At 68.1% G+C, this 19,655-nt stretch carries 17 protein-coding genes; 15 read left to right on the top strand and 2 right to left on the bottom strand.

Features of this window, described 5'->3' with window-relative positions:
* Positions 1-2: 2 nt before the first annotated feature.
* The 8 genes from DYQ94_RS10660 (at position 3) to DYQ94_RS10625 (ending at position 9,414) form a co-directional block, all read left to right on the top strand.
* Positions 3-479 carry a SixA phosphatase family protein gene (locus tag DYQ94_RS10660; protein ID WP_160954992.1) on the top strand — a complete coding sequence of 159 codons (477 nt, stop codon included), beginning with the start codon at positions 3-5 and terminating at the stop codon, positions 477-479.
* Positions 480-482: 3 nt separating this feature from the next.
* Positions 483-1,055, top strand: coding sequence for a YceI family protein (locus DYQ94_RS10655; protein ID WP_024939492.1), 573 nt, complete (start codon positions 483-485; stop codon positions 1,053-1,055).
* Positions 1,052-3,073 (top strand): phospholipase D family protein, encoded by a 2,022-nt coding sequence (locus DYQ94_RS10650; RefSeq protein ID WP_126965334.1) that lies wholly within the window; start codon positions 1,052-1,054, stop codon positions 3,071-3,073. The genes DYQ94_RS10655 and DYQ94_RS10650 overlap by 4 nt, the downstream gene beginning before the upstream one ends.
* 318 nt (positions 3,074-3,391) lie before the next feature.
* Complete coding sequence (locus DYQ94_RS10645; RefSeq protein WP_046345313.1) at positions 3,392-3,820, top strand: hotdog fold thioesterase; 429 nt, start codon at positions 3,392-3,394, stop codon at positions 3,818-3,820.
* Between the two features lie 21 nt (positions 3,821-3,841).
* Positions 3,842-4,741, top strand: a complete 900-nt coding sequence (locus DYQ94_RS10640) for a lysophospholipid acyltransferase family protein (RefSeq protein ID WP_181116495.1) — start codon at positions 3,842-3,844, stop codon at positions 4,739-4,741.
* A 63-nt stretch (positions 4,742-4,804) separates the two neighbouring features.
* On the top strand, positions 4,805-5,791 hold the full coding sequence (locus tag DYQ94_RS10635) for a YheT family hydrolase (RefSeq protein ID WP_126965475.1): 987 nt from the start codon (positions 4,805-4,807) through the stop codon (positions 5,789-5,791).
* 58 nt (positions 5,792-5,849) lie between these two features.
* Positions 5,850-7,922, top strand: coding sequence for a tetratricopeptide repeat protein (locus DYQ94_RS10630; RefSeq protein ID WP_126965474.1), 2,073 nt, complete (start codon positions 5,850-5,852; stop codon positions 7,920-7,922).
* A gap of 880 nt (positions 7,923-8,802) precedes the next feature.
* Positions 8,803-9,414 carry a YbhB/YbcL family Raf kinase inhibitor-like protein gene (locus DYQ94_RS10625; RefSeq protein ID WP_102255369.1) on the top strand — a complete coding sequence of 204 codons (612 nt, stop codon included), beginning with the start codon at positions 8,803-8,805 and terminating at the stop codon, positions 9,412-9,414.
* Between the two features lie 105 nt (positions 9,415-9,519).
* On the opposite strand, the gene DYQ94_RS10620 is transcribed toward DYQ94_RS10625, so the two are convergent.
* Together DYQ94_RS10620 and DYQ94_RS10615 are read right to left on the bottom strand one after the other, a co-directional pair.
* Complete coding sequence (locus DYQ94_RS10620; protein ID WP_160954801.1) at positions 9,520-10,332, bottom strand: META domain-containing protein; 813 nt, start codon at positions 10,330-10,332, stop codon at positions 9,520-9,522.
* A 136-nt stretch (positions 10,333-10,468) separates the two neighbouring features.
* Complete coding sequence (locus DYQ94_RS10615) at positions 10,469-11,263, bottom strand: undecaprenyl-diphosphate phosphatase (protein WP_047124532.1); 795 nt, start codon at positions 11,261-11,263, stop codon at positions 10,469-10,471.
* Between the two features lie 221 nt (positions 11,264-11,484).
* Here DYQ94_RS10615 and glnA point away from each other — a divergent pair, with 221 nt between their 5' ends.
* The 7 genes from glnA to DYQ94_RS10580 all read left to right on the top strand — a co-directional run bounded on the left by glnA (position 11,485) and on the right by DYQ94_RS10580 (position 19,418).
* Entirely contained in the window at positions 11,485-12,894 is a 1,410-nt protein-coding gene (glnA, locus tag DYQ94_RS10610; RefSeq protein WP_016903411.1) for a type I glutamate--ammonia ligase, read from the top strand.
* Between the two features lie 276 nt (positions 12,895-13,170).
* Positions 13,171-13,509, top strand: a complete 339-nt coding sequence (locus tag DYQ94_RS10605) for a P-II family nitrogen regulator (RefSeq protein ID WP_002808480.1) — start codon at positions 13,171-13,173, stop codon at positions 13,507-13,509.
* 22 nt (positions 13,510-13,531) lie between these two features.
* Positions 13,532-14,974, top strand: a complete 1,443-nt coding sequence (locus DYQ94_RS10600) for an ammonium transporter (RefSeq protein WP_160954800.1) — start codon at positions 13,532-13,534, stop codon at positions 14,972-14,974.
* Positions 14,975-15,238: 264 nt separating this feature from the next.
* Positions 15,239-16,294: a two-component system sensor histidine kinase NtrB gene (locus DYQ94_RS10595; RefSeq protein ID WP_016903409.1), complete on the top strand. Its 1,056-nt coding sequence runs from the start codon at positions 15,239-15,241 to the stop codon at positions 16,292-16,294.
* On the top strand, positions 16,287-17,717 hold the full coding sequence (ntrC, locus tag DYQ94_RS10590) for a nitrogen regulation protein NR(I) (RefSeq protein WP_160954799.1): 1,431 nt from the start codon (positions 16,287-16,289) through the stop codon (positions 17,715-17,717). The genes DYQ94_RS10595 and ntrC overlap by 8 nt, the downstream gene beginning before the upstream one ends.
* Positions 17,718-18,121: 404 nt before the next feature.
* Positions 18,122-18,721 (top strand): superoxide dismutase family protein, encoded by a 600-nt coding sequence (locus DYQ94_RS10585; protein WP_039516513.1) that lies wholly within the window; start codon positions 18,122-18,124, stop codon positions 18,719-18,721.
* Between the two features lie 49 nt (positions 18,722-18,770).
* Positions 18,771-19,418: a superoxide dismutase family protein gene (locus DYQ94_RS10580; protein ID WP_160954798.1), complete on the top strand. Its 648-nt coding sequence runs from the start codon at positions 18,771-18,773 to the stop codon at positions 19,416-19,418.
* Positions 19,419-19,655: the final 237 nt, after the last annotated feature.

Raw genomic sequence — 19,655 nt, 5'->3', positions numbered from 1 at the left:
TCATGCGCGAACTGATACTGCTGCGACACGCCCACGCCGAACCGGCCGATACCGGCCATGCCGATCTGGATCGCCCGCTGTCCCCGCACGGCATCGCCGAGGCCGAATCTGCCGGCCGCTGGCTGCGCGAGCAGCGCCTGGTGCCCGACCGCGTGCTGTGCTCGCCGGCGCGACGTGCGCGCGAGACGCTGGAAGCGGTGCTGGAACTCACCGGCTACATCGAACAACGCCTGGACGAGCGGATCTACGACGCCACGCCGGGCACCCTGGCCAGCCTGGTGGACGAACACCGCGATGCCGAGCGCCTGCTGCTGGTCGGCCACAACCCAGGCCTGGAACGGCTGGCCGCCTTGATGCACAGCGGCCAGACCGGCGACTACCGCGGCATGCCGACCGCCGCGATCGCCCTGCTGGCACTGCCGCTGGATGCGGCCATCGAACCGGGCATCGCCCGCCTGACCGCCTTCTGGTGGCCTTGATCCGTGTCATCGTCGCTGCGCTGGTTTGCCTGGCTCGCGCTCTGGGTCGCTCTTCCCTGCATGGCGCAGCAGAAGCTGCATTCCATCGATCCGGTGCAATCGCGCTTCGGGTTCGAGATCAGGACGCGCTTCGGCATGAAGATCGAGGGGTTCTTCCCGCGCTTTCGGGGTGAATTGGCGGAATTGCCTGACGGGCGCCAGCAGGTGCGCTTCCGTCTGGATGCCACGCAGGTGGAAATTCCCGGCAAGGACCGCTACACGGCGTGGATGCGCGGCGAGGATTTTTTCGACGTCGCGCAGTATCCGGTGGTGGAATTCGAGTCGTTTCCCTATACCGCGGAGGTGGTGAAGAAGGGCGGCGACATCACCGGCAACCTGACCATTCGCGGAATCACCCACATCGAGACCCTGCACGTGGTGCCGGCTGAATGCGCGCGTCCGGGCTATGATTGCGATGTAATCAGTCGAGGTACGGTCCTGCGTGGACGTTACGGAATGAATGCGTGGCAGATGGCCCTGGGCGACAGGGTGACGTTCATTCTGCGTGGGCGGTTGCAGGAGGCGCGGCGCCCGTGAGGTTCCTGTTGAGGGTGCTTGTGCTGGCAACGCTGTTGCTCGGCACCGGATGCGCCGGCCTGTCGCAAATCGAACGCAACCGTGCCGCCGGGGTGGCGGCCGCTGCCCGCAGCACCGTGGTCAGCTGCACGCAGGCCAATCGTTGCGCCCAGCTCTCGCCGCTGCGCGCGCTGGGTGGCGAGGCGATCACCGCCTCCACGCCGGCCGCGCCGCGGCATTACGCCACCATCGTCGATCACGGCGAAGAATCGCTGGTGGCGCGGCTCAACCTGATCCGCAGCGCTACCCGCAGCATCGACCTGCAGACCTACATCTTCGACAAGGACGACAGCGCGCGGATGGTGCTGGATGCGTTGACCGATGCGGCGCAGCGCGGGGTCAAGGTGCGCATCCTGATCGATCAGCTTTCGGCGATCGCCGATCTGCAGATTCTCGGTGCGCTGGCCAGCACTCACGAAAACCTGCAGCTGCGCATCTACAACCCGACCTTCGGCAAGGTCAAGCTCAATTACTTCGACTATGCCGGCAGCGTGGTGTGCTGTTTCCGTCGCTTCAACCAGCGCATGCACAACAAGCTGCTGGTGGTGGACGACGTGCTCGGCGTGGTCGGCGGCCGCAATTATCAGGACGACTATTACGACTGGGACAGCGAGTACAACTTCCGCGACCGCGACGTGATCCTGGCCGGGCCGGAAGTACGCGCGATGGCCGCCAATTTCGATGCGTTCTGGCGCGCGCGCCGCAGCGTGCCGGCCGAGCGTCTGAACGATGTCGGGCGCCTGCTGCTGGAGCAGGGCGCGCCCAAGATGCCGCCGGCCACGTTCCGCCGCCCCGATCGGGTGGAGCGGGTCGATCAGGAGGCGCGCGATCCGCAGTTCGTGCGCGATGCGTTCGTGACCCCGGCCATGCCGGTGCAGCGCGTGCTGTACGTGGCCGACCTGCCGCAGAAGCATCGCAAGGAGCACGCCGCCAAGGCGGTGTCCACCGCGCCCGAGCTGGACGGCCTGATTGCCGGCGCGCAGCAGGAAGTGCTGCTGCAGACGCCGTATCTGGTGCTGTCCGACGAGGCGCAGGCGATCTTCCGCGCATTGCGCCAGCGCCCGCAACCGCCGCGGATCGTGGTGTCGACCAATAGCCTGGCCGCCACCGACAACCCGATCGTGTATGCGCTGTCGTACAAGTTCAAACGCCGCAACATGCGCGAGCTGGGCTTCAACGTCTATGAATTCAAGCCGTTCCCGCTGAACGCGCCGGTGGAGTACGCCAACCTGGTGCCCGATCCGCTCAATCCCGCGGCGGCCGAGCCGGCCGAAGACGATGGTCGGGTCAACCGGGTGATCGGCGGCAGTGCGGCCGGCAACGCCATGCGTGGCAGTGGTGGCGGTGGCGGTGGCACGGCCGGCACTGCGATCCGCGGCAGCGGGGGTGGCGCAGGCCGTGCGCCCGGCGGCAGCGAGGTCGATCGGCGCGTGTTGCGCACCGAGACACGGCCTTCGTTCCTGGGCACGCGCGCGGTCAACAGGCCGCTGCCGGTGACCCGTGCCGGTGCACGCATGGGCCTGCATGCCAAGTCGTTGGTGGTGGACCGCCGCATCGGCGTGATCGGCACGCACAACTTCGATCCGCGCAGCGAGAACTACAACACCGAAGCGGCGGTGGTGATCGACGATGCGCGCTTTGCGCAGGCGCTTGCGGCCAGCATCGAGCGCGACATGGCGCCGGAAAATGCCTGGACCGTGGCCCCGCGCGAAAAGCCGCCGGTGCTGAGCGGATTGAACTACAGCGTGGGCAAGGTGTCCGAAGCCTTGCCGGTGCTGGATTTCTGGCCCTGGCGCTACGCCACCAATTACGAGTTTCAGCCGGGGCCGGGTTGCCCGTTCCCGCTCAAGCGCCAGGACCCGCAGTTCCGGCAGTGCTATGTGGCGGTAGGCGATTTCCCCGAGGTCAATGTCGGCCCGAAGTGGCTGCTGGTGCGGATGCTGACCGCCTTCGGTGCGGGATTGGTGCCGATCCTCTGATCGCAGCGGTGCCGGCCTGGGGCCGGCATCGAGACGGCGCGTGGCAACCGGTGCATCGTGGAGCGACGCACCGCTGCAATGGCCCGGTGCGCTGCGGTAGGTAAATGGGCGGCGCGCCACACACCGCCATCCGCCGAAGTCACCATCGCGGCCTGGCTCGTAGCGCCAGCCAAAGGCAGTTGCATCAGATCCCAGCGCCGCAGATGCTGTCCCGATTCCCGATTCCCGATTCCCGATTCCCGATTCCCGATTCCCGATTCCCGATTCCCGATTCCCCCAATCCCCAATCCCCAATCCCCAATCCCCAATCCCCAGCCTATGACCTTCCGCGAACCCGTCGACCTGGCCGCCCTCAACGCCTCCAGCCGTGACACCTTGATCGAACATCTGGGCATCGTGTTCACCGCCGCCGGCGACGACTGGTTGAGCGCCACCATGCCGGTGGATGCGCGCACCAAGCAGCCATACGGCCTGCTGCACGGCGGTGCGTCGGTGGTGCTGGCCGAAACCCTGGGCAGCAGCGCCGGCAACCTGTGCGTGGACATGACCGCGCAGATGTGCGTCGGGCTGGAGATCAATGCCAATCACCTGCGCGCCGCCACCGATGGCCTGGTCACCGGCACCGCGCGTGCGGTGCATGTGGGGCGCAGCACCCAGGTCTGGGACATCAGCATCGAAAATCCGGCCGGCAAGCGCGTCTGCGTCTCGCGGCTGACCCTGGCCGTGGTCCCGCGCAGCAATGGCTGAGCACGCCGTGCAAGTGCATGGGTGGAACAGCGCCACCCGCGGCGGGCACTGCGCGCAGGCCACGCTGCTGTCACAATAGTTGCGCTTCCTTCCCCTGGTACCGGTCCGGTTCCGTCAATGAGCGAGTCATCCCTGGACGCCACGCGCGACGCTGGCAGCGTGCTGCGTTGGTTCCGGTACCTGTATCGGGTGCCGTTGTTGCTGGTGCATCTGAGCATCTGCCTGCCGATCACCATGCTGTGCGTGGTGACGCCGCCGCTGGCGCGCATCCGCACCGGGCGCGACGACACCCTGGACGAGCTGATGATCCGTTGGTGGCAGGGCAACCTGATGCGCATCTTCGGCTTCCGCCTGCGGCGCTTCGGCACCCCGCTGCCGGGCGCGACCCTGTTCGTGGCCAACCACGTCAGCTGGGTCGACATCTCGATGCTGCACAGCCAGCGCGTGATGGGCTTTGTGGCCAAGCGCGAGATCGCCGGCTGGCCGCTGGTCGGCTGGCTGGCGACCAAGGGCCAGACCATCTTCCATCAGCGCGGCAATACCGAATCGCTGGGTGGGGTGCTGCAGGAAATGCTGCTGCGCTTGCGCAGCGGCAAGCCGGTGGGTGTGTTCCCCGAAGGCCGCACCCGTGGCGGTACCGAAGTCGGCCCGTTCCACGCACGCATCTTCCAGGCCGCGGTCGAGGCCGGCGTGCCGGTGCAGCCGGTGGCACTGCGCTACGGCGAGCGCGGCAATGCGCAGGCAGTGGTGGCGTTCGGCGAGCGCGAGAGTTTCTTCGCCAATATCGTGCGTCTGCTCGGCGAGCCGTCGCGGCTGGCCGAGGTGCATTTTCTCGAGCCGATCCGCGCGCTGGATATCGAAGGACGCCGCCGCCTGGCCGATACCTCGCGGCAACGCATCATTGCGGCAATGGAGTCCTGAGCCGACGATGCAAGCGCTCATCACCCCTGCGGCTGGCACCCCCTTGTCTGGCCCGATGAGCGCATGAACGCCTCCGACTATCTGCCGCCGCGCTGGCTGCGCAATCCGCATGTGCAATCGGTGCTGGGCAGCAGTGCCTTGCGCCGGCTCCGTAGCCGCCAGTTGCTGGCCGCCAGCGGCGCGGTCACCAGCGAACACATTCTCGACGGCGGCGACGGCGTGCGCCTGCAGGGCTGGATGAGCATCCCGCCCGGCGATGCCCCGGTGCGCGGCACGGTGCTGCTGCTGCACGGCTGGGAGGGCAGTGCCGAGTCCAATTACATGCGGTTGACCGCCGCGCGCCTGCTCGGCCTGGGCTATCAGGTGTTCCGGCTGAATTTCCGCGACCACGGCGGCACGCACCACCTCAACGTGGACCTGTTCCACTCCGATCGCATCGAGGAAGTGGTCAATGCGGCGGGCGATCTGTGGCGGCGGTTTCCCGCGCCGCAGTTGCTGGCGGCGGGCTATTCGCTGGGCGGCAATTTCGCGTTGCGGCTGGCGCTGCGGGCACTGGCGGCCGGGCTGCCGCTGGCGCGCGTGGCGGCGGTGTGCCCGTTGCTGGATCCGGCGGCGACGATGCTGCAGCTGGAGAAGGGCCCGCAGTTCTACGATTGGTATTTCCGCCGCAAATGGCGCGAGTCGCTGCTGCGCAAGCGCAAGCTGTTCCCCGATCAGCACGGCTACGACGACGCCACGCTGGCGCTGGACATGCGCGGGCTGATGGCCTGGCTGGCCGAGCAGCACACTGGGCATGGCTCGCTGGAAGCGTATTTCGACAGTTATTCGATCGCCGGCGAGCGCCTGGCCGGCCTGCAGGTGCCGGTGGACATCCTGATGGCCGAAGACGACCCGGTCATTCCGTTCGAGGATTTCGCTGCCTGGCAGCTGCCGGCGCATGCGCAGCTGGAAATCGCGCGCTGGGGCGGCCACTGCGGCTTTCTGGAAAATGCCCGCGGCGATGGTTTCGCCGAACGCTGGGTGGCCGAGCGGCTGGCGGCGCAGGCGTAGGTCGGCGGCACCCCGCGCATCGTTACAATAGGCGTTTGTCCTGGACACGCCCTCCGCCATGCAAGACGCCATTCTTCAAGCCCTGCGCCGCAACGCGGCCGACGATGCGGTGGCGCTGGCCCGCGAGTGGGTCCTCAGCGCGCCCGAAAACGCCGCCACGCATCGCTGGCTGGGCCTGGCCCTGCAGCAGCAGGGTCAACCGGCGCTGGCGCTGGCCAGCATCGAAACCGCGCTGACGCTGACGCCGGAAGATGCCGATCTGCATCTGCTGCGCGCCGGCCTGCTGTTGGCGATGCGCGAGCTGTCGGCGGCGGACGACGCGTTGTCGCGCACCACCGCGCTCGACCCCAACCAGTTCAACGCCTACGTGATGCAGGCGCATCTGGCGGTGGCGCGCGGCGATCTGGACGAGGCGCAGCGGCTGAGCCGCACTGCCGCGCGTCTGGCGCCCGAGCACCCGCAGTTGCTGGCCGTCGATGGCGTGGTGGAGTTGCGCCGCGGCCAGGGCGAGCGCGCGCTGTCGCTGCTGACCCGCGCCGCCGAGCAACTGCCCGACGACCCGCGGGTGATGTTCGCGCTGGGCTTTGCGTATCTGCAGAAGGAGCATTTCGCGTTTGCCGAGCGCGCCTTCGAGCGCGTGGTCGAGCTCAATCCACCGGGTACGGCGCTGCGCGCCTTCATCGCCCAGCTGGCCCAGCGCCAGGGCCGCCTGGACGATGCGCTGGCCGCGATGCAGGGTGTGTTCGCCCAGCCCGGCGGCGATCTCCCGGCCATGCGCCGGCTCGCCGGCGAGATGGAATTGCAGGCCGGCCGCCCCGACCAGGCCGCCGCGCACCTGCGCCTGGCGCTGGCGCATTGGCCGGCCGACCGCCGCACCTTGCATGCCTTGCTGACCGCCTGGGAGCGGCTGGGCGCGGTGGACGATGCGCGCGACACCCTGGACGCGGCGCTGGCCACCTCGGCCAATGCGCACGACCTGTGGCTGGCGCGGCTGGCGGTGGAGCCGGTCGGCGGGCCGCAGGCGCAGGCAGTGATCGAGCGCTGGCTGCTGGCCATGCCCGAGCATCTGCCGGCACTGGAAGCGCTGATGCGCGTGCACGACATGCAGGGCCATGCCGAACAGGCGGAAATGGTGGCGCGCCAGATCGTGGCGGTGGAGCCGGGCCGCCTCAGCGGCGAGCAGCGCATCGTCGAGGCGCTGCTGGAGCGCGACCCGCCGGCGGCGATCGCCTGCGTGCAATCGCTGATCGACTCGCTGCCCGAGCCACAGCAGACCGTGCTGCGGCCGTGGCTGGGCAATGTGCAGGACCGCGCCGGCCAGCCCGAGGCGGCCGTGGCGACCTGGATGCAGTTCCAGCGCGAACAGGCCCAGCACCGCCTGCCGTTGCCGCCGCTGGCCGCCAAGCAGCCGATGCAATGGCCGGAGCTGGGGACCATTCCCGAGAGCGTGACGGCACGGCCGCTGTTCGTCTGGGGCACGCCCGGCTCGCATGTCGAACGCCTGGTCGCGGTGATGAGCGCGGCCACCCCGCTGGTGCGCGACGATCGTTATGGCAGCACGCCGCCGTCCGATGCGCTGCAGAGCTACCGCACTGTCGAGCAGCTGGCGTCCGGCGAGCTGGCGCCGATGGCGCTGGTGGAAGGCTGGAAGGCGCAGCTGCCGCGGCGCGGTATCGACGACGGCAACGTCATCGACTGGCTGCTGTGGTGGGACAACACCCTGCTGACCGCGCTGCGCCCGCACCTGCCCGAAGGCCGGTTGGCGATCGCGCTGCGCGACCCGCGCGACATGCTGCTGGACTGGCTGTCGGCCGGCGCGCCGGCACCGCTGGCCGTGCAATCGCCACAGCAGGCCGCCGACTGGCTGTTGACGGCGCTGGAACAGCTCGCCGTGCTGCACGAGCGCGATCTGTATCCGCACCGGATCATCCGCCTGGACGGCATCGAGAGCGACCCGCAAGGCATTTCCACCGCGCTGGAACAGGCGTTCGGCCTGCGCTTTCCGCTGGTCGAACCGCGCGGCCCGGCCCGCCTGGCCGCGGGTCGCTGGCGCAACTACCGCAATGTACTGGGCGCGCAATTCGATCTGCTCACGCTGATCGCGGTGCGCTTCGGTTACCCGCAGGACTGAGCACCGCTCAGCACGGCCGCGCTCACTGCCAGGTGAGCGCGGCCGGCGCCCGGTGCGGCATGCCGTCGGCGGCGCAGCCCGCACCACCTCGTAGGAGCGGCCCCGGCCGCGACGAGGCGTTACCGATGAACGCGGCCACCGACGATGCGTCGCCACCGATATGATGTGGCGTTACCGATAACGTCCCGTCGCGGCCAGGTCCGCTCCTACGAATCGGGGCAGATTGGCCGGCGAACGAATGTGGCGCTCACTGCCCGGTGGGCGCGGCCGGCGCCCGGGGCGGCCTTCGGCGGCGCAGCCCGCACCACCCCGTAGGAGCGGCCCCGGCCGCGACAAGGCGTTACCGACGGACGCGGCCACCGACGATGCGTCGCCACCGAATGATGTGGCGTTACCGATAACGCCCCGTCGCGGCCAGGTCCGCTCCTACGAATCGGGGCAGATTGGCCGGCGAACGAATGTGGCGCTCACTGCCCGGTGGGCGGCCGGCGCCCGATGCGGCATGCCATCGGCGGCGCAGCCCGCACCACCTCGTAGGAGCGGCCCCGGCCGCGACGAGGCGTTACCGATGAACGCGGCCACCGACGATGCGTCGCCACCGAATAATGTGGCTTTACCGATAACGCCCCGTCGCGGCCAGGTCCGCTCCTACGAATCGGGGCAGATTGGCCGGCTGAATATGGCGCTCCCTGCTACGCGCACGCGGGCGCTGCAGTGTCCACGTTGCCGATGCATGATCACGCGGCCACGGCGTTCGCTGGCGGGGTGAACCGGCCGCGATAAACCCGGCCGGGCGCACCAGAGGGTTCCATGGCGATGGCTTCCTCTGCGGCGCGGACCCAGGCACCCTGGTCGGCCTCATTGCCTCGGAGACTCCTGCATGCGCCTGACCAGCAACAGCATCGAAAACGGCAAGCCCATCGCGGTGGAATTTGCCGCCGGAACGCCCGAGGGCTTTGCGCCCAACCGCAACCCGCATCTGGCCTGGAGCGAGGTGCCGCCCGGCACGCGCTCGTTCGCGCTGCTGTGCCTGGACCCGGATGTGCCGACCGTGCCGGAAACCGTGGGCCGCGACGATGTGCAGATCCCGGTGGATCAGCCACGCACCGATTTTGTGCATTGGGCCATGGCCGACATCCCCGCCGACGTGCATGAGATCGCCGCAGGCAGCTGCAGCGACGGTTTCGTGCCCAAGGGCAAGCAACAGCCGGCCGGCCCGGCCGGTGCGCGCCAGGGCCTGAATTCGTATACCGAATGGTTTGCCGGCAATGCCGACATGGCCGGCAATTATCTGGGCTACGACGGCCCGTACCCGCCGTTCAACGACCTGCGGGTGCACCGCTATTTCTTCCGCGTGTTTGCGCTGGACGTGGCGCAGCTCAGCCTGCCCGAGACCTTCACCGCAGCCGATGTGCTGTCGGCGATCCAGGGCCACGTGCTGGCCGAGGCGGCGTTGCATGGCACCTACACGCTGAATCCGGCGCTGCGCTGACGGCAACGAACGGTTCTGCGCCACCGGTCAGGTCGGCGCGGGGCCGGTTGCGGCCCTGGTGACCTGGTGCGTGCGGCGTCAATCGCACGATCGCCGCCATACCGGTCAACCGTTGGCTTCGATCATCTGCTCGAGCACGTACACCGGCGCGCCGTCCGTGCCTGCAGCGGCCGGGTAGCGGGTGACGCGCAGCAGGGTGCGGATGCCGGCCTCGTGCTCGAAGCCTTCGATCTTGCCCTCGAAGACTTGCCAGGTCTGGGTGACAGGCTGCCCTGCCGCATCCTGTTCGCGCAGTTGCAGGCATTGGCGCGCCGGGTCGGACCCACATGCCACGGTGTCGGCCGCCACTTCGATCAGCAGCGTCTGGCCGCGGCCGCCGTAGCGGGTGTCGGCCGTGGCGACACCGCCGAACACCAGCCGGGTGCCGTCGCTGCGGGTCAGGGTCAGCTGCGGCGAGGCCTGCGCGGTGTTCAGCGCCACCGCGAAGCGGCCGGACAGCAACTCGCTGGCAGCGCGCTCCTGGGCCATCCGCCGCGGTTGCGGGCACAGGCGTTTGCTCGACACCACCCGGCCGATCTGCAAATGCGCCTGCGCCACGCTGTAGTCGGCGCCCAAGGCGTTGCAGGTCTGGCTGACCTGGATGCGGTGATCGCTGAAATCCAGCTGCAAGGGCGGTGTGCCGGCGACGAACAGGCTGCGCAAGGCAGTGCCGTGCGCATCGCTGGCCTGCTGCAGCTGCCAGTGTTGCGCCCGCAACGCGCCCTGCAGTGGCGCGTTGTCGGCGGCGATCGAGCTGGTCGTGGCCGGCTCGGCAGCAGCGGCGTCGGCGCTGGATCCGGGCGCCTGCGGCGGCGCGCTCGACCCGCAGGCCGTCACGCCCGCTGCCAGCAGGGCAGGGGCAAACAACACGGCACGCATGCGGCGGCTCCCGGTGATCGATACGTCAGTGATACCGCCACCGCGCGGCCAGGGCAATGACGCAAGTCACTGCCCGGCCATGTGCCTCGCATGCCGCGCCGTCTCACCCGGCACGACACACGACCGCGTGGCCGTCTCAGGCCAGCGCCGGCAGCCACAGCAGCAGGGCGGCGCCCAGCACGATGCGGTAGACCGCAAACACCGTGAAGCGGTGCTTCTTGATGTAGCCCAGCAACCACTTCACCACCACAAAGCCGGTGATGGTCGCCGCCACGAAGGCCACTGCTACATCGGCCCAGTTCTCGCTGCCGAAGCCACCTTCCTTGTACATCTCCAGCAGGGCATACCCGCTGGCCGCGAACATGGTCGGGATGCCCACCATGAACACGAAATCCGCTGCCGCCGAGCGCTTGCTCAGGCCCAGCAGCATGGCCAGGAAGATCGCCGAGGCCGAGCGCGAGGTGCCGGGGAACACGCCGGCGACGACCTGCGCCAGACCGACCGCGATGGCGACCTTCCAGGTCACCACGTCGCGCTCGGGCAGTTTGCCGGCGAAGTGCTCGGCCACCAGCATCCACAGCCCGCCGATCAGCAACGCCCAGGCCACCGGGTGCACGGTTTCCGGCAGCTGCCAGCCGGCCTTGCGCACGATCAGCCCGACCACCGCGGTAACCAGGAAGGCCACGCCGATCTTCAGCACGTAGTCGCGGTTGTCGCGCTGGCCCAGGCCGGTGGCCAGGGTCCACAGCTTCTGCCGCAGCGCCAGGCAGATCGCCAGGATCGCGCCGGCCTGGATGACGATGTTGAAGAAGTCAGAACGGCGTCCGAGCCATTGTTCGGCGATCAGCAGGTGGCCGGTGCTGGAGATCGGCAGGAATTCGGTGAGGCCTTCGAGAATGCCCAACAACAGGGCGGAAATCAGATCGGACATCGGACTGGAGAGGGGATGGGGGAGGCGTCAGGATAGTGCATTGCGGCATGCACCATATCGGTGCAACATGCGATTGATTAGCACCTAAAAGGTGCTATCTAGGCGTGAGCGGCCTCAAGCGATGCAAGCAAAATCAAGGACTTGTGAAGATCCGGCGCTTGGCATGGTCCCTGCTGTAGTTCCGCTCACGAGCCACTTAACTCCTGCAGAGGTTTCTTCCGATGTCCGTGGAAAATGTTGAAAAGCTGATCAAGGACAACAAGGTCGAGTTTGTCGACCTGCGCTTCGTCGATATGCGTGGTGTACAGCAGCACATCACCTTCCCGGCCAACATCATCGAGCCGGCGCTGTTCGAAGAAGGCAAGATGTTCGACGGCAGCTCGATCGCGGGTTGGAAGGGCATCAACGAATCGGACATGGTCCTGCTCCCGGACGCCGGCACTGCGTATCTGGATCCGTTCTTCGCCGATCCGACCATCGTGCTGACCTGCGACATCCTCGATCCGGCCACCATGCAGAGCTATGAGCGCGACCCGCGCGGCATCGCCAAGCGTGCCGAGGCTTACCTGAAGTCCTCCGGCACCGCCGACCAGGCGTTCTTCGGCCCGGAGCCGGAATTCTTCATCTTCGATTCGGTGCGTTTTGCCAACGACATGGGCCACACCTTCTTCCAGGTCGGCTCGGAAGAGGCTGCCTGGAACACCGGCGCCAAGTACGACGGCGGCAACAGCGGCTACCGTCCGGGCGTGAAGGGCGGCTACTTCCCGGTCCCGCCGACCGACACGCTGCACGACCTGCGCGCGGAAATGATCAAGACGCTGGAACAGGTCGGCATCGAGACCGAGGTGCACCACCACGAAGTGGCCACCGCCGGCCAGTGCGAGATCGGCACCAAGTTCAGCTCGCTGGTGCAGAAGGCCGACGAACTGCTGACGATGAAGTACATCATCAAGAACGTCGCCTACCGCAACGGCAAGACCGCGACCTTCATGCCCAAGCCCATCGTGGGCGACAACGGCTCGGGCATGCACGTGCACCAGTCGCTGACCAAGGGCGGCGTCAACCTGTTCTCCGGTGACGGCTACGGCGGCCTGTCGCAGATGGCGCTGTGGTACATCGGCGGCATCTTCAAGCACGCACGTGCGATCAACGCCTTCTCCAACTCCGGCACCAACAGCTACAAGCGCCTGGTCCCGGGCTTCGAGGCGCCGGTGATGCTGGCCTATTCGGCCCGCAACCGCTCGGCCTCGTGCCGCATTCCGTGGGTCACCAACCCGAAGGCGCGCCGTATCGAAATGCGCTTCCCCGATCCGCTGCAGTCCGGCTACCTGACCTTCACCGCGCTGATGATGGCCGGCCTGGACGGGATCAAGAACCAGATTGACCCGGGCGCGCCGAGCGACAAGGACCTGTACGACCTGCCGCCGGAAGAAGAGAAGCTGATCCCGCAGGTCTGCTCCAGCCTGGATCAGGCGCTGGAAGCGCTGGACAAGGACCGCGAGTTCCTCAAGGCCGGCGGCGTGATGAGCGACGACTTCATCGACGGTTACATCGCGCTGAAGATGCAGGAAGTGACCAAGTTCCGTGCTGCGACCCACCCGTTGGAGTACCAGCTGTACTACGGCAACTGAGTTCCACCGCGGTGATGGCGGAGGCCCCCCCTCCCACCTCCGCCATCGCCGCACATGTTTGATCGCTCCACGGCACCGGCCGGGGAGCGAAGGGGTATTGAGAGAGCACACAGTTCGCGACGCGCGGGCCTGACCTCTCCCACGGGGCGGATGCATCTGCATCGGCCGAGGTCTGCGTAATCGCGAACGCGCGGATGCCGGGGTTGGCATCCAGGTGAATGACACCGCCGGGCGGCGCAATGCCGGCCGGTCTTTTCCACCATTCGGGGTATGCGCATGAAATTGATCACCGCCATCATCCGGCCGTTCAAGCTCGACGAGGTCCGCGAGGCCCTGTCCGCAGCAGGCGTGTCGGGCATCACCGTGACCGAGGTCAAGGGTTTCGGGCGCCAGAAAGGCCACACCGAGCTGTACCGCGGCGCCGAGTACGTCGTCGATTTCCTCCCCAAGATCAAGATCGAGACGGTGGTGACCGACGACCGGCTGGACGCAGTGGTCGAGGCGATCCAGAACGCCGCCGGCACCGGCAAGATCGGCGACGGCAAGATCTTCGTGACCGCGATCGAGCAAGTCGTGCGCATCCGCACCGGCGAGATCGGCGCCGATGCGCTCTGAGTCCCCCACCCCCGGAGTTCTTATGAAGACAGCCCTTTTTGCCGGGTGGAAAGCCCGGTTCTACAGTGTCTGCATGCTGATGCTGTTCAGCGCGCTGGTGGTGGGCGGCATGGGCAGCGCGCACGCGCAGTCCACCCCGCAGGTCACCCCGCTGCCGACCGAACCGGTCACCACCGAACCGCTGCCGTCGGCGCAGCCGCCCGCCGCACCGGTGGCCGCCGCCGAAGCCGCGCCGGTGGTGGAGAAGGGCGATGTCGCCTGGATGCTGACCTCCACGCTGCTGGTGCTGCTGATGGTGGTGCCGGGCCTGGCGTTGTTCTACGGCGGCATGGTGCGCGCCAAGAACGTGCTGTCGGTGCTGATCCAGGTCGCGGTGGTGTTCTCGCTGCTGACCATCCTGTGGGTGGTGTACGGCTACAGCCTGGCGTTCTCCGGCGAAGGCCCGTGGATCGGCAATCTGGACAAGGCGCTGCTCAAGGGCGTGACCATCGAGACGCTGGCGGCCACCTTCACCAAGGGCGTGAGCCTGCCGGAATACGTGTTCGTGGCGTTCCAGGCGACCTTTGCCGGCATCACCGGCGCGCTGATCGTCGGCGCCTTTGCCGAACGCGCCAAGTTCGCCGCGGTGCTGCTGTTCTCGGTGATCTGGTTCACCTTCGGCTACCTGCCGCTGGCGCACATGGTCTGGGCCACCGGCGGGTACCTGTTCGGCCTGGGCGCGCTGGATTTTGCCGGCGGCACCGTGGTGCACATCAACGCCGGTATCGCCGGCCTGGTCGGCGCCTACTTCGTCGGCAAGCGGGCCGGCCTGGGTCGTGAGGCGATCAAGCCGCACAACGTGACCCTGACCTTCGTCGGTGCCTCGCTGCTGTGGGTGGGCTGGTTCGGCTTCAACGCCGGCTCCAACCTGGAAGCCAATGCCGGTGCGGCCCTGGCCTTCCTCAACACCTTGCTGGCCACCGCGGCCGCCATCCTGGGCTGGTCGCTGACCGAGAAGATCATCAAGGGCAAGTCGTCGGCGCTGGGCGTGGCTTCGGGCATGGTCGCCGGCCTGGTCGGCATCACCCCGGCCTGCGGCACCGTGGGTCCGTTCGGTGCGATCGTCATCGGCCTGGCCGCCGGCGTGCTGTGCGTGTGGGGCGTCACCGGCCTGAAGCGCCTGCTGGGCGCAGACGACAGCCTGGACGTGTTCGGCGTGCATGGCCTGGGCGGCATCATCGGCGCCATCCTGACCGGCGTGTTCTCGGCGGCCTCGCTGGGCGGCCAGAAGGGCGGCGATTACGACATCGTGCATCACGTCGGCATCCAGGCGCTGGGCGTGGGCATCACCCTGGTATGGATCGGCGTGGTGTCGGTGGTGGGCTTCCTGGTCGCCAAGCTGGTGTTCGGGCTGCGCGTCACCGAAGAAGCCGAACGCGAGGGCCTGGATATCACCTCGCACGGCGAAGCGGCATACGAGTCCTGAGCATGCACACCCGCGGCCACGCTGCCGCGGGTGGCGCAACGACCCGGCCGGGACAGCCATGCCGGGTCCGTTTTCCCCGTTGCCCCACTGGGCGCGGACCAACTGCCGAGGTGCCTGCATGACCAGCCCCACGCCTGTGACTGTCGGCGCGGATGTCCGCTGGATCGGTGCGACCTGCTGCCGTCCGGCCCCGATTCCTTGCCTGCATGCTTCGTTTTGCGCGCCATATGCGCAGGCCGATCATGTTTGCACTAAATTGGTGCAATGCTGATGTCGTCCATCCTCCCGTCGCTGGACAGCCTGGGCACGCCTGTGGCCTGGGCCGACCGCGAGGGCCGCGTGCTGGGCGTCAATCCCGCCTTCGCGCGCTGGCTCGGGGTCAGTGCGCGGCGCCTGGTCGATCAACCGCTGGCCGCGCTGGAAGTGCAGGGCGATGCGCTGGCCCGTTTCCTGCTCAACGACGAGCGCGACGTGCTGCGCCTGCATCGGCTGGCATTGGGCCTGCCCAATGACGCGCCGCGCTTTGCCGAAGGCTGGCTGTCGCGGCTGGACGACGGCGGCTGGCTGCTGGAAACCCATCCGGTCGACGAATTCCCCGCGCTGGATCCCACCCACGCGCTGCCCAATGCCTTGAGCGCCGCGCTCAAGGGCCTAGCGCACGAACTGCGCAATCCGCTGGCCGGGCTCAAGGGCGCGGCGCAGTTGCTGGCGCGGCGCTCGGCCGGGCGCGACGAGGACGAGCGCGAGCTGATCGAGTTGATCGGCACCGAGATCGAACGCCTCAATACCTTGCTCGAACGCCTGCTCTCGCCCACGCCGGCGCGCCCGCACGACCGCCTCAACATCCACGTCGTGCTCGAGCGTGTGCTGCGCCTGGCCGAGGCCGAGGGCGGCTGGTCGGTGCAGGTGCAGCGCGATTACGACCCCAGCATTCCCGACATCCTCGGCGATGGCGACCGCCTGACCCAGGCAGTGTGGAATCTGGTGCGCAATGCGTTCCAGGCCGGCGCCACGCGGGTGACCCTGCGCACCCGCGTCGAGCACGGCCAGCGCATCCGCGACCGCGTGCATGCGATGTCGCTGCGGCTGGAGATCATCGACGACGGCGGCGGTGTGCCGGAGGAACTGGCCGAGCACCTGTTCCTGCCGCTGGTCAGCGGCCGCGCCGAGGGCAGCGGCCTGGGCCTGGCGCTGGCCCAGCAGGTCTCGCGCGAACACCACGGCACGCTGACCTACCGCTCGCGGCCGGGACATACCGTTTTCACCCTGCTGTTGCCCGAGCTGGCCGGCGATCACGACAAGGAACATCTGCATGGCTGAGGCCGCCGCCGCATCCCACCACATCTGGGTGGTCGACGACGACCGTTCGGTCCGCTTCGTGCTGTCCACCGCCTTGCGCGATGCCGGCTACGCCGTGGATGGCTTCGAGAGCGCCGCCGCCGCACTGCAGGCACTGGCCATGCGGCCCACCCCGGATCTGCTGTTCACCGACGTGCGCATGCCCGGTGAAGACGGCCTGAGCCTGCTCGACAAGCTCAAGTCCAGGCACCCGCAACTGCCGGTGATCGTGATGTCGGCCTACACCGATGTGGCCAGTACCGCCGGCGCCTTCCGCGGCGGCGCGCACGAGTTCCTGTCCAAGCCCTTCGATCTGGACGATGCGGTGGCCTTGGCCGCACGCGCGCTGCCGGATGCCGATGCCGGTGTCGAGGAGATCATCGGGACACCGTTGGCAGAAGGCTCGGCCTCGCTGATCGGCGACACCCCGGCGATGCAGGCGCTGTTCCGCGCGATCGGCCGGCTGGCGCAGGCACCGCTGTCGGTGCTGATCAATGGCGAGACCGGCACCGGCAAGGAACTGGTGGCGCGCGCGCTGCATAACGAATCGCCGCGCGCGCGCAAACCCTTCGTCGCGCTCAACACCGCCGCCATCCCCGCGGAACTGCTGGAAAGCGAGTTGTTCGGCCACGAAACCGGCGCCTTCACCGGCGCCACCAAACGCCATATCGGCCGCTTCGAACAGGCCGACGGCGGCACGCTGTTCCTGGACGAAATCGGCGACATGCCGCTGCCGCTGCAGACCCGCCTGCTGCGCGTGCTGGCCGAGAACGAATTCTTCCGCGTCGGCGGGCGCGAGTTGATCCGCGTCGATGTGCGCGTGATCGCCGCCACCCACCAGGACCTGGAGGCGCTGGTCGAACAAGGCCGCTTCCGTGCCGACCTGTTGCATCGCCTGGACGTGGTGCGCCTGCAATTGCCGCCGCTGCGCGAGCGCCGCGGCGATATCGCGCAGCTGGCCGAGAATTTCCTGGCCATGGCCGGGCGCAAGCTCGACATGCTGCCCAAGCGGCTCTCCTCGGTCGCGCTGGAACAACTCCGCCAATACGATTGGCCCGGCAACGTGCGCGAGCTGGAAAACGTCTGCTGGCGCCTGGCGGCCCTGGCTACTGCCGACATCATCGACGTGGTGGACGTGGAATCGGCACTGGCGCGCGGCGGCCGCCGCCAGCGTGCCGGCCGCGGCGACGGGCAATGGGACGAGATGCTCTCCAGCTGGGCTGCGCAACGCCTGAGTGAAGGCGCCCAGGGCCTGCACGCCGAAGCCCGCGAACGCCTGGACAAGACCCTGCTCGAAGCCGCCCTGCAACTCACCCAGGGCCGCCGTGCCGAAGCCGCCGCCCGATTGGGTCTGGGCCGCAACACCGTCACCCGCAAACTCGGCCCAGGCCGCAAACGCCGCTGATCTGGCGCTAAAGCCCCTCTCCGATGGGAGAGGGGTTGGGGTGAGGGTCCCTGTGCCGATGGAAGCGCTGCTGCACGCGCATCTATTGCAACGATGCCTTGATCGAGCTGAGGCTGCCCGACACTACCCGCGGCAAGCGTTGATCAGTGACACGCCGCCGCGTCCTTGCGCTCGATGACGCCATCGCAGTTCTAACGTGCCGACGCCATCGTCCAAGCAGCTCACGACACGTGTACTCGGCGCCCCGCACACCATCCCAACAACCCGCATCCCATCGACCCGCACCTCCAACAACCCGAGCATCCGCACCAACCCCGTAAACTCCTGTACTGCCAGCGCGCGCATTTCATGACATGTGAACATGCGCCCGCATAGGTTTCCAGCCTGATCAGGAGAACAGCTCGATGCGTTACCGGTCGTCCACGATCGTTGCCCTCACCGCGCTGGCGCTTGCCGCCTGCAGCAGCACGCCACCGCCTCCGCCACCACCGCCCCCGGCGGCGCGCGTGGTACCCGTGCGTCCGGTCCAGCAGGCCGAAGCGGCGCTGGCATCGGCGTCGGGCAGCCTGGTCAGTGGTCGGGTGGTGCTGGTCCCTGCGCTGCAAGGCATTCGCATCACCGGCACGGTCGGTGGCCTGCGCCCGGGCGGCGTGGCCGGTTTCCATGTGCACGAACGCGGCGATTGCAGCGCCGCCGACGCCAGCAGTGCCGGTGCGCATTTCAATCCGACCGGTGCGGCGCACGGACGTGCCGGCAACACTCCCCACCACGCCGGCGACATGGACAACCTGCGTGCCGATGCCGAAGGTGTCGCGCATCTGGACATGATCGTTGCCGGCATCACCCTGGGCGATGCCGCGCCCACCGACGTGGTCGGCAAGTCGCTGGTCGTGCATGCCGATGCCGACGACTATCGCAGCCAACCCAGCGGCAATGCCGGCGCGCGCCTGGCCTGCGGCGTCATCCGCGTCACCCAGTGGCGCACACCCCCTTCGCAGCCCTGAGTCGGGGCACCCCTGGCTGCAGCTGCGGCCTTTCTACAGGAGTTTTCTCATGCGCATTCTTCCAACGACGTTGTTCCTGGCCACCGCGCTGGTGCTGACCGCGTGCAAACGCGACGAACCCGCGCCGGCCGACCCTGCACCCGCACCGCAGGCCGGCGCAGCGGCCGAAGCGGCGCATGGCGGTGAGCACGCCGCGTCCATGGTCACCGAAGCGGCGGCCACCACCACCGCCACCGCCGAGCTCAAGCCGACCAAGGGCAACGACGTCAAAGGCACGGTGAGCTTCAAGATCGTCGACGGCGCGCTACGCGTCACCGGCCAGCTCAGTGGCCTCAAGCCCGACAGCGAACACGGCTTCCATATCCACGAAAAGGGCGATTGCAGCGCACCGGACGGCAGCAGCGCTGGCGGCCACTTCAACCCGGCCCAGTCCGATCACGGCGCCGTCAGTGCCGATCCGCACCACGGCGGCGACATGCCCAACATCAAGGCCGATGCGCAGGGCAATGCCAGCATCGATGGCCCGGTGTCGAGCAACGTCAATCTGGGCAAGGCCGATCAGTTCGATATCGCCGGCCACGCGGTGATCGTGCACGCCGATGCCGACGACTACAAAACCCAGCCCACCGGCAACGCCGGCGGCCGTCTGGCCTGCGGTGTGATCACCACCGACAACGCCCCAGCTGCAGCCAAGTAAGCAGGACAGGCCAGCAGCCAGGCAAAACGCCGCGGTGATCGATTACCGCGGCGTTGTTGTTTCTGGGCTACGGTGGGGGAGCGATCCGGTCCTGCGGCGTGCCGACGCTAGTGCATCCGGCACGCCGCATGTCGCGCGCTGCATGCTTCCTGTTGAATTGTCGGTACATCTCGAACCGTCGATACACCGCACACCGGGCGCACCGCACAGGCGACCAACGTCGATCGCTTGCGCAAG

This window comes from Xanthomonas sp. LMG 8993, assembly GCF_009835065.2.
Taxonomy (GTDB): Bacteria; Pseudomonadota; Gammaproteobacteria; order Xanthomonadales; family Xanthomonadaceae; genus Xanthomonas; species Xanthomonas arboricola.
Note: the sequence above shows the minus strand (reverse complement) of the source record. Positions and strands in the feature narration are given on the sequence as shown.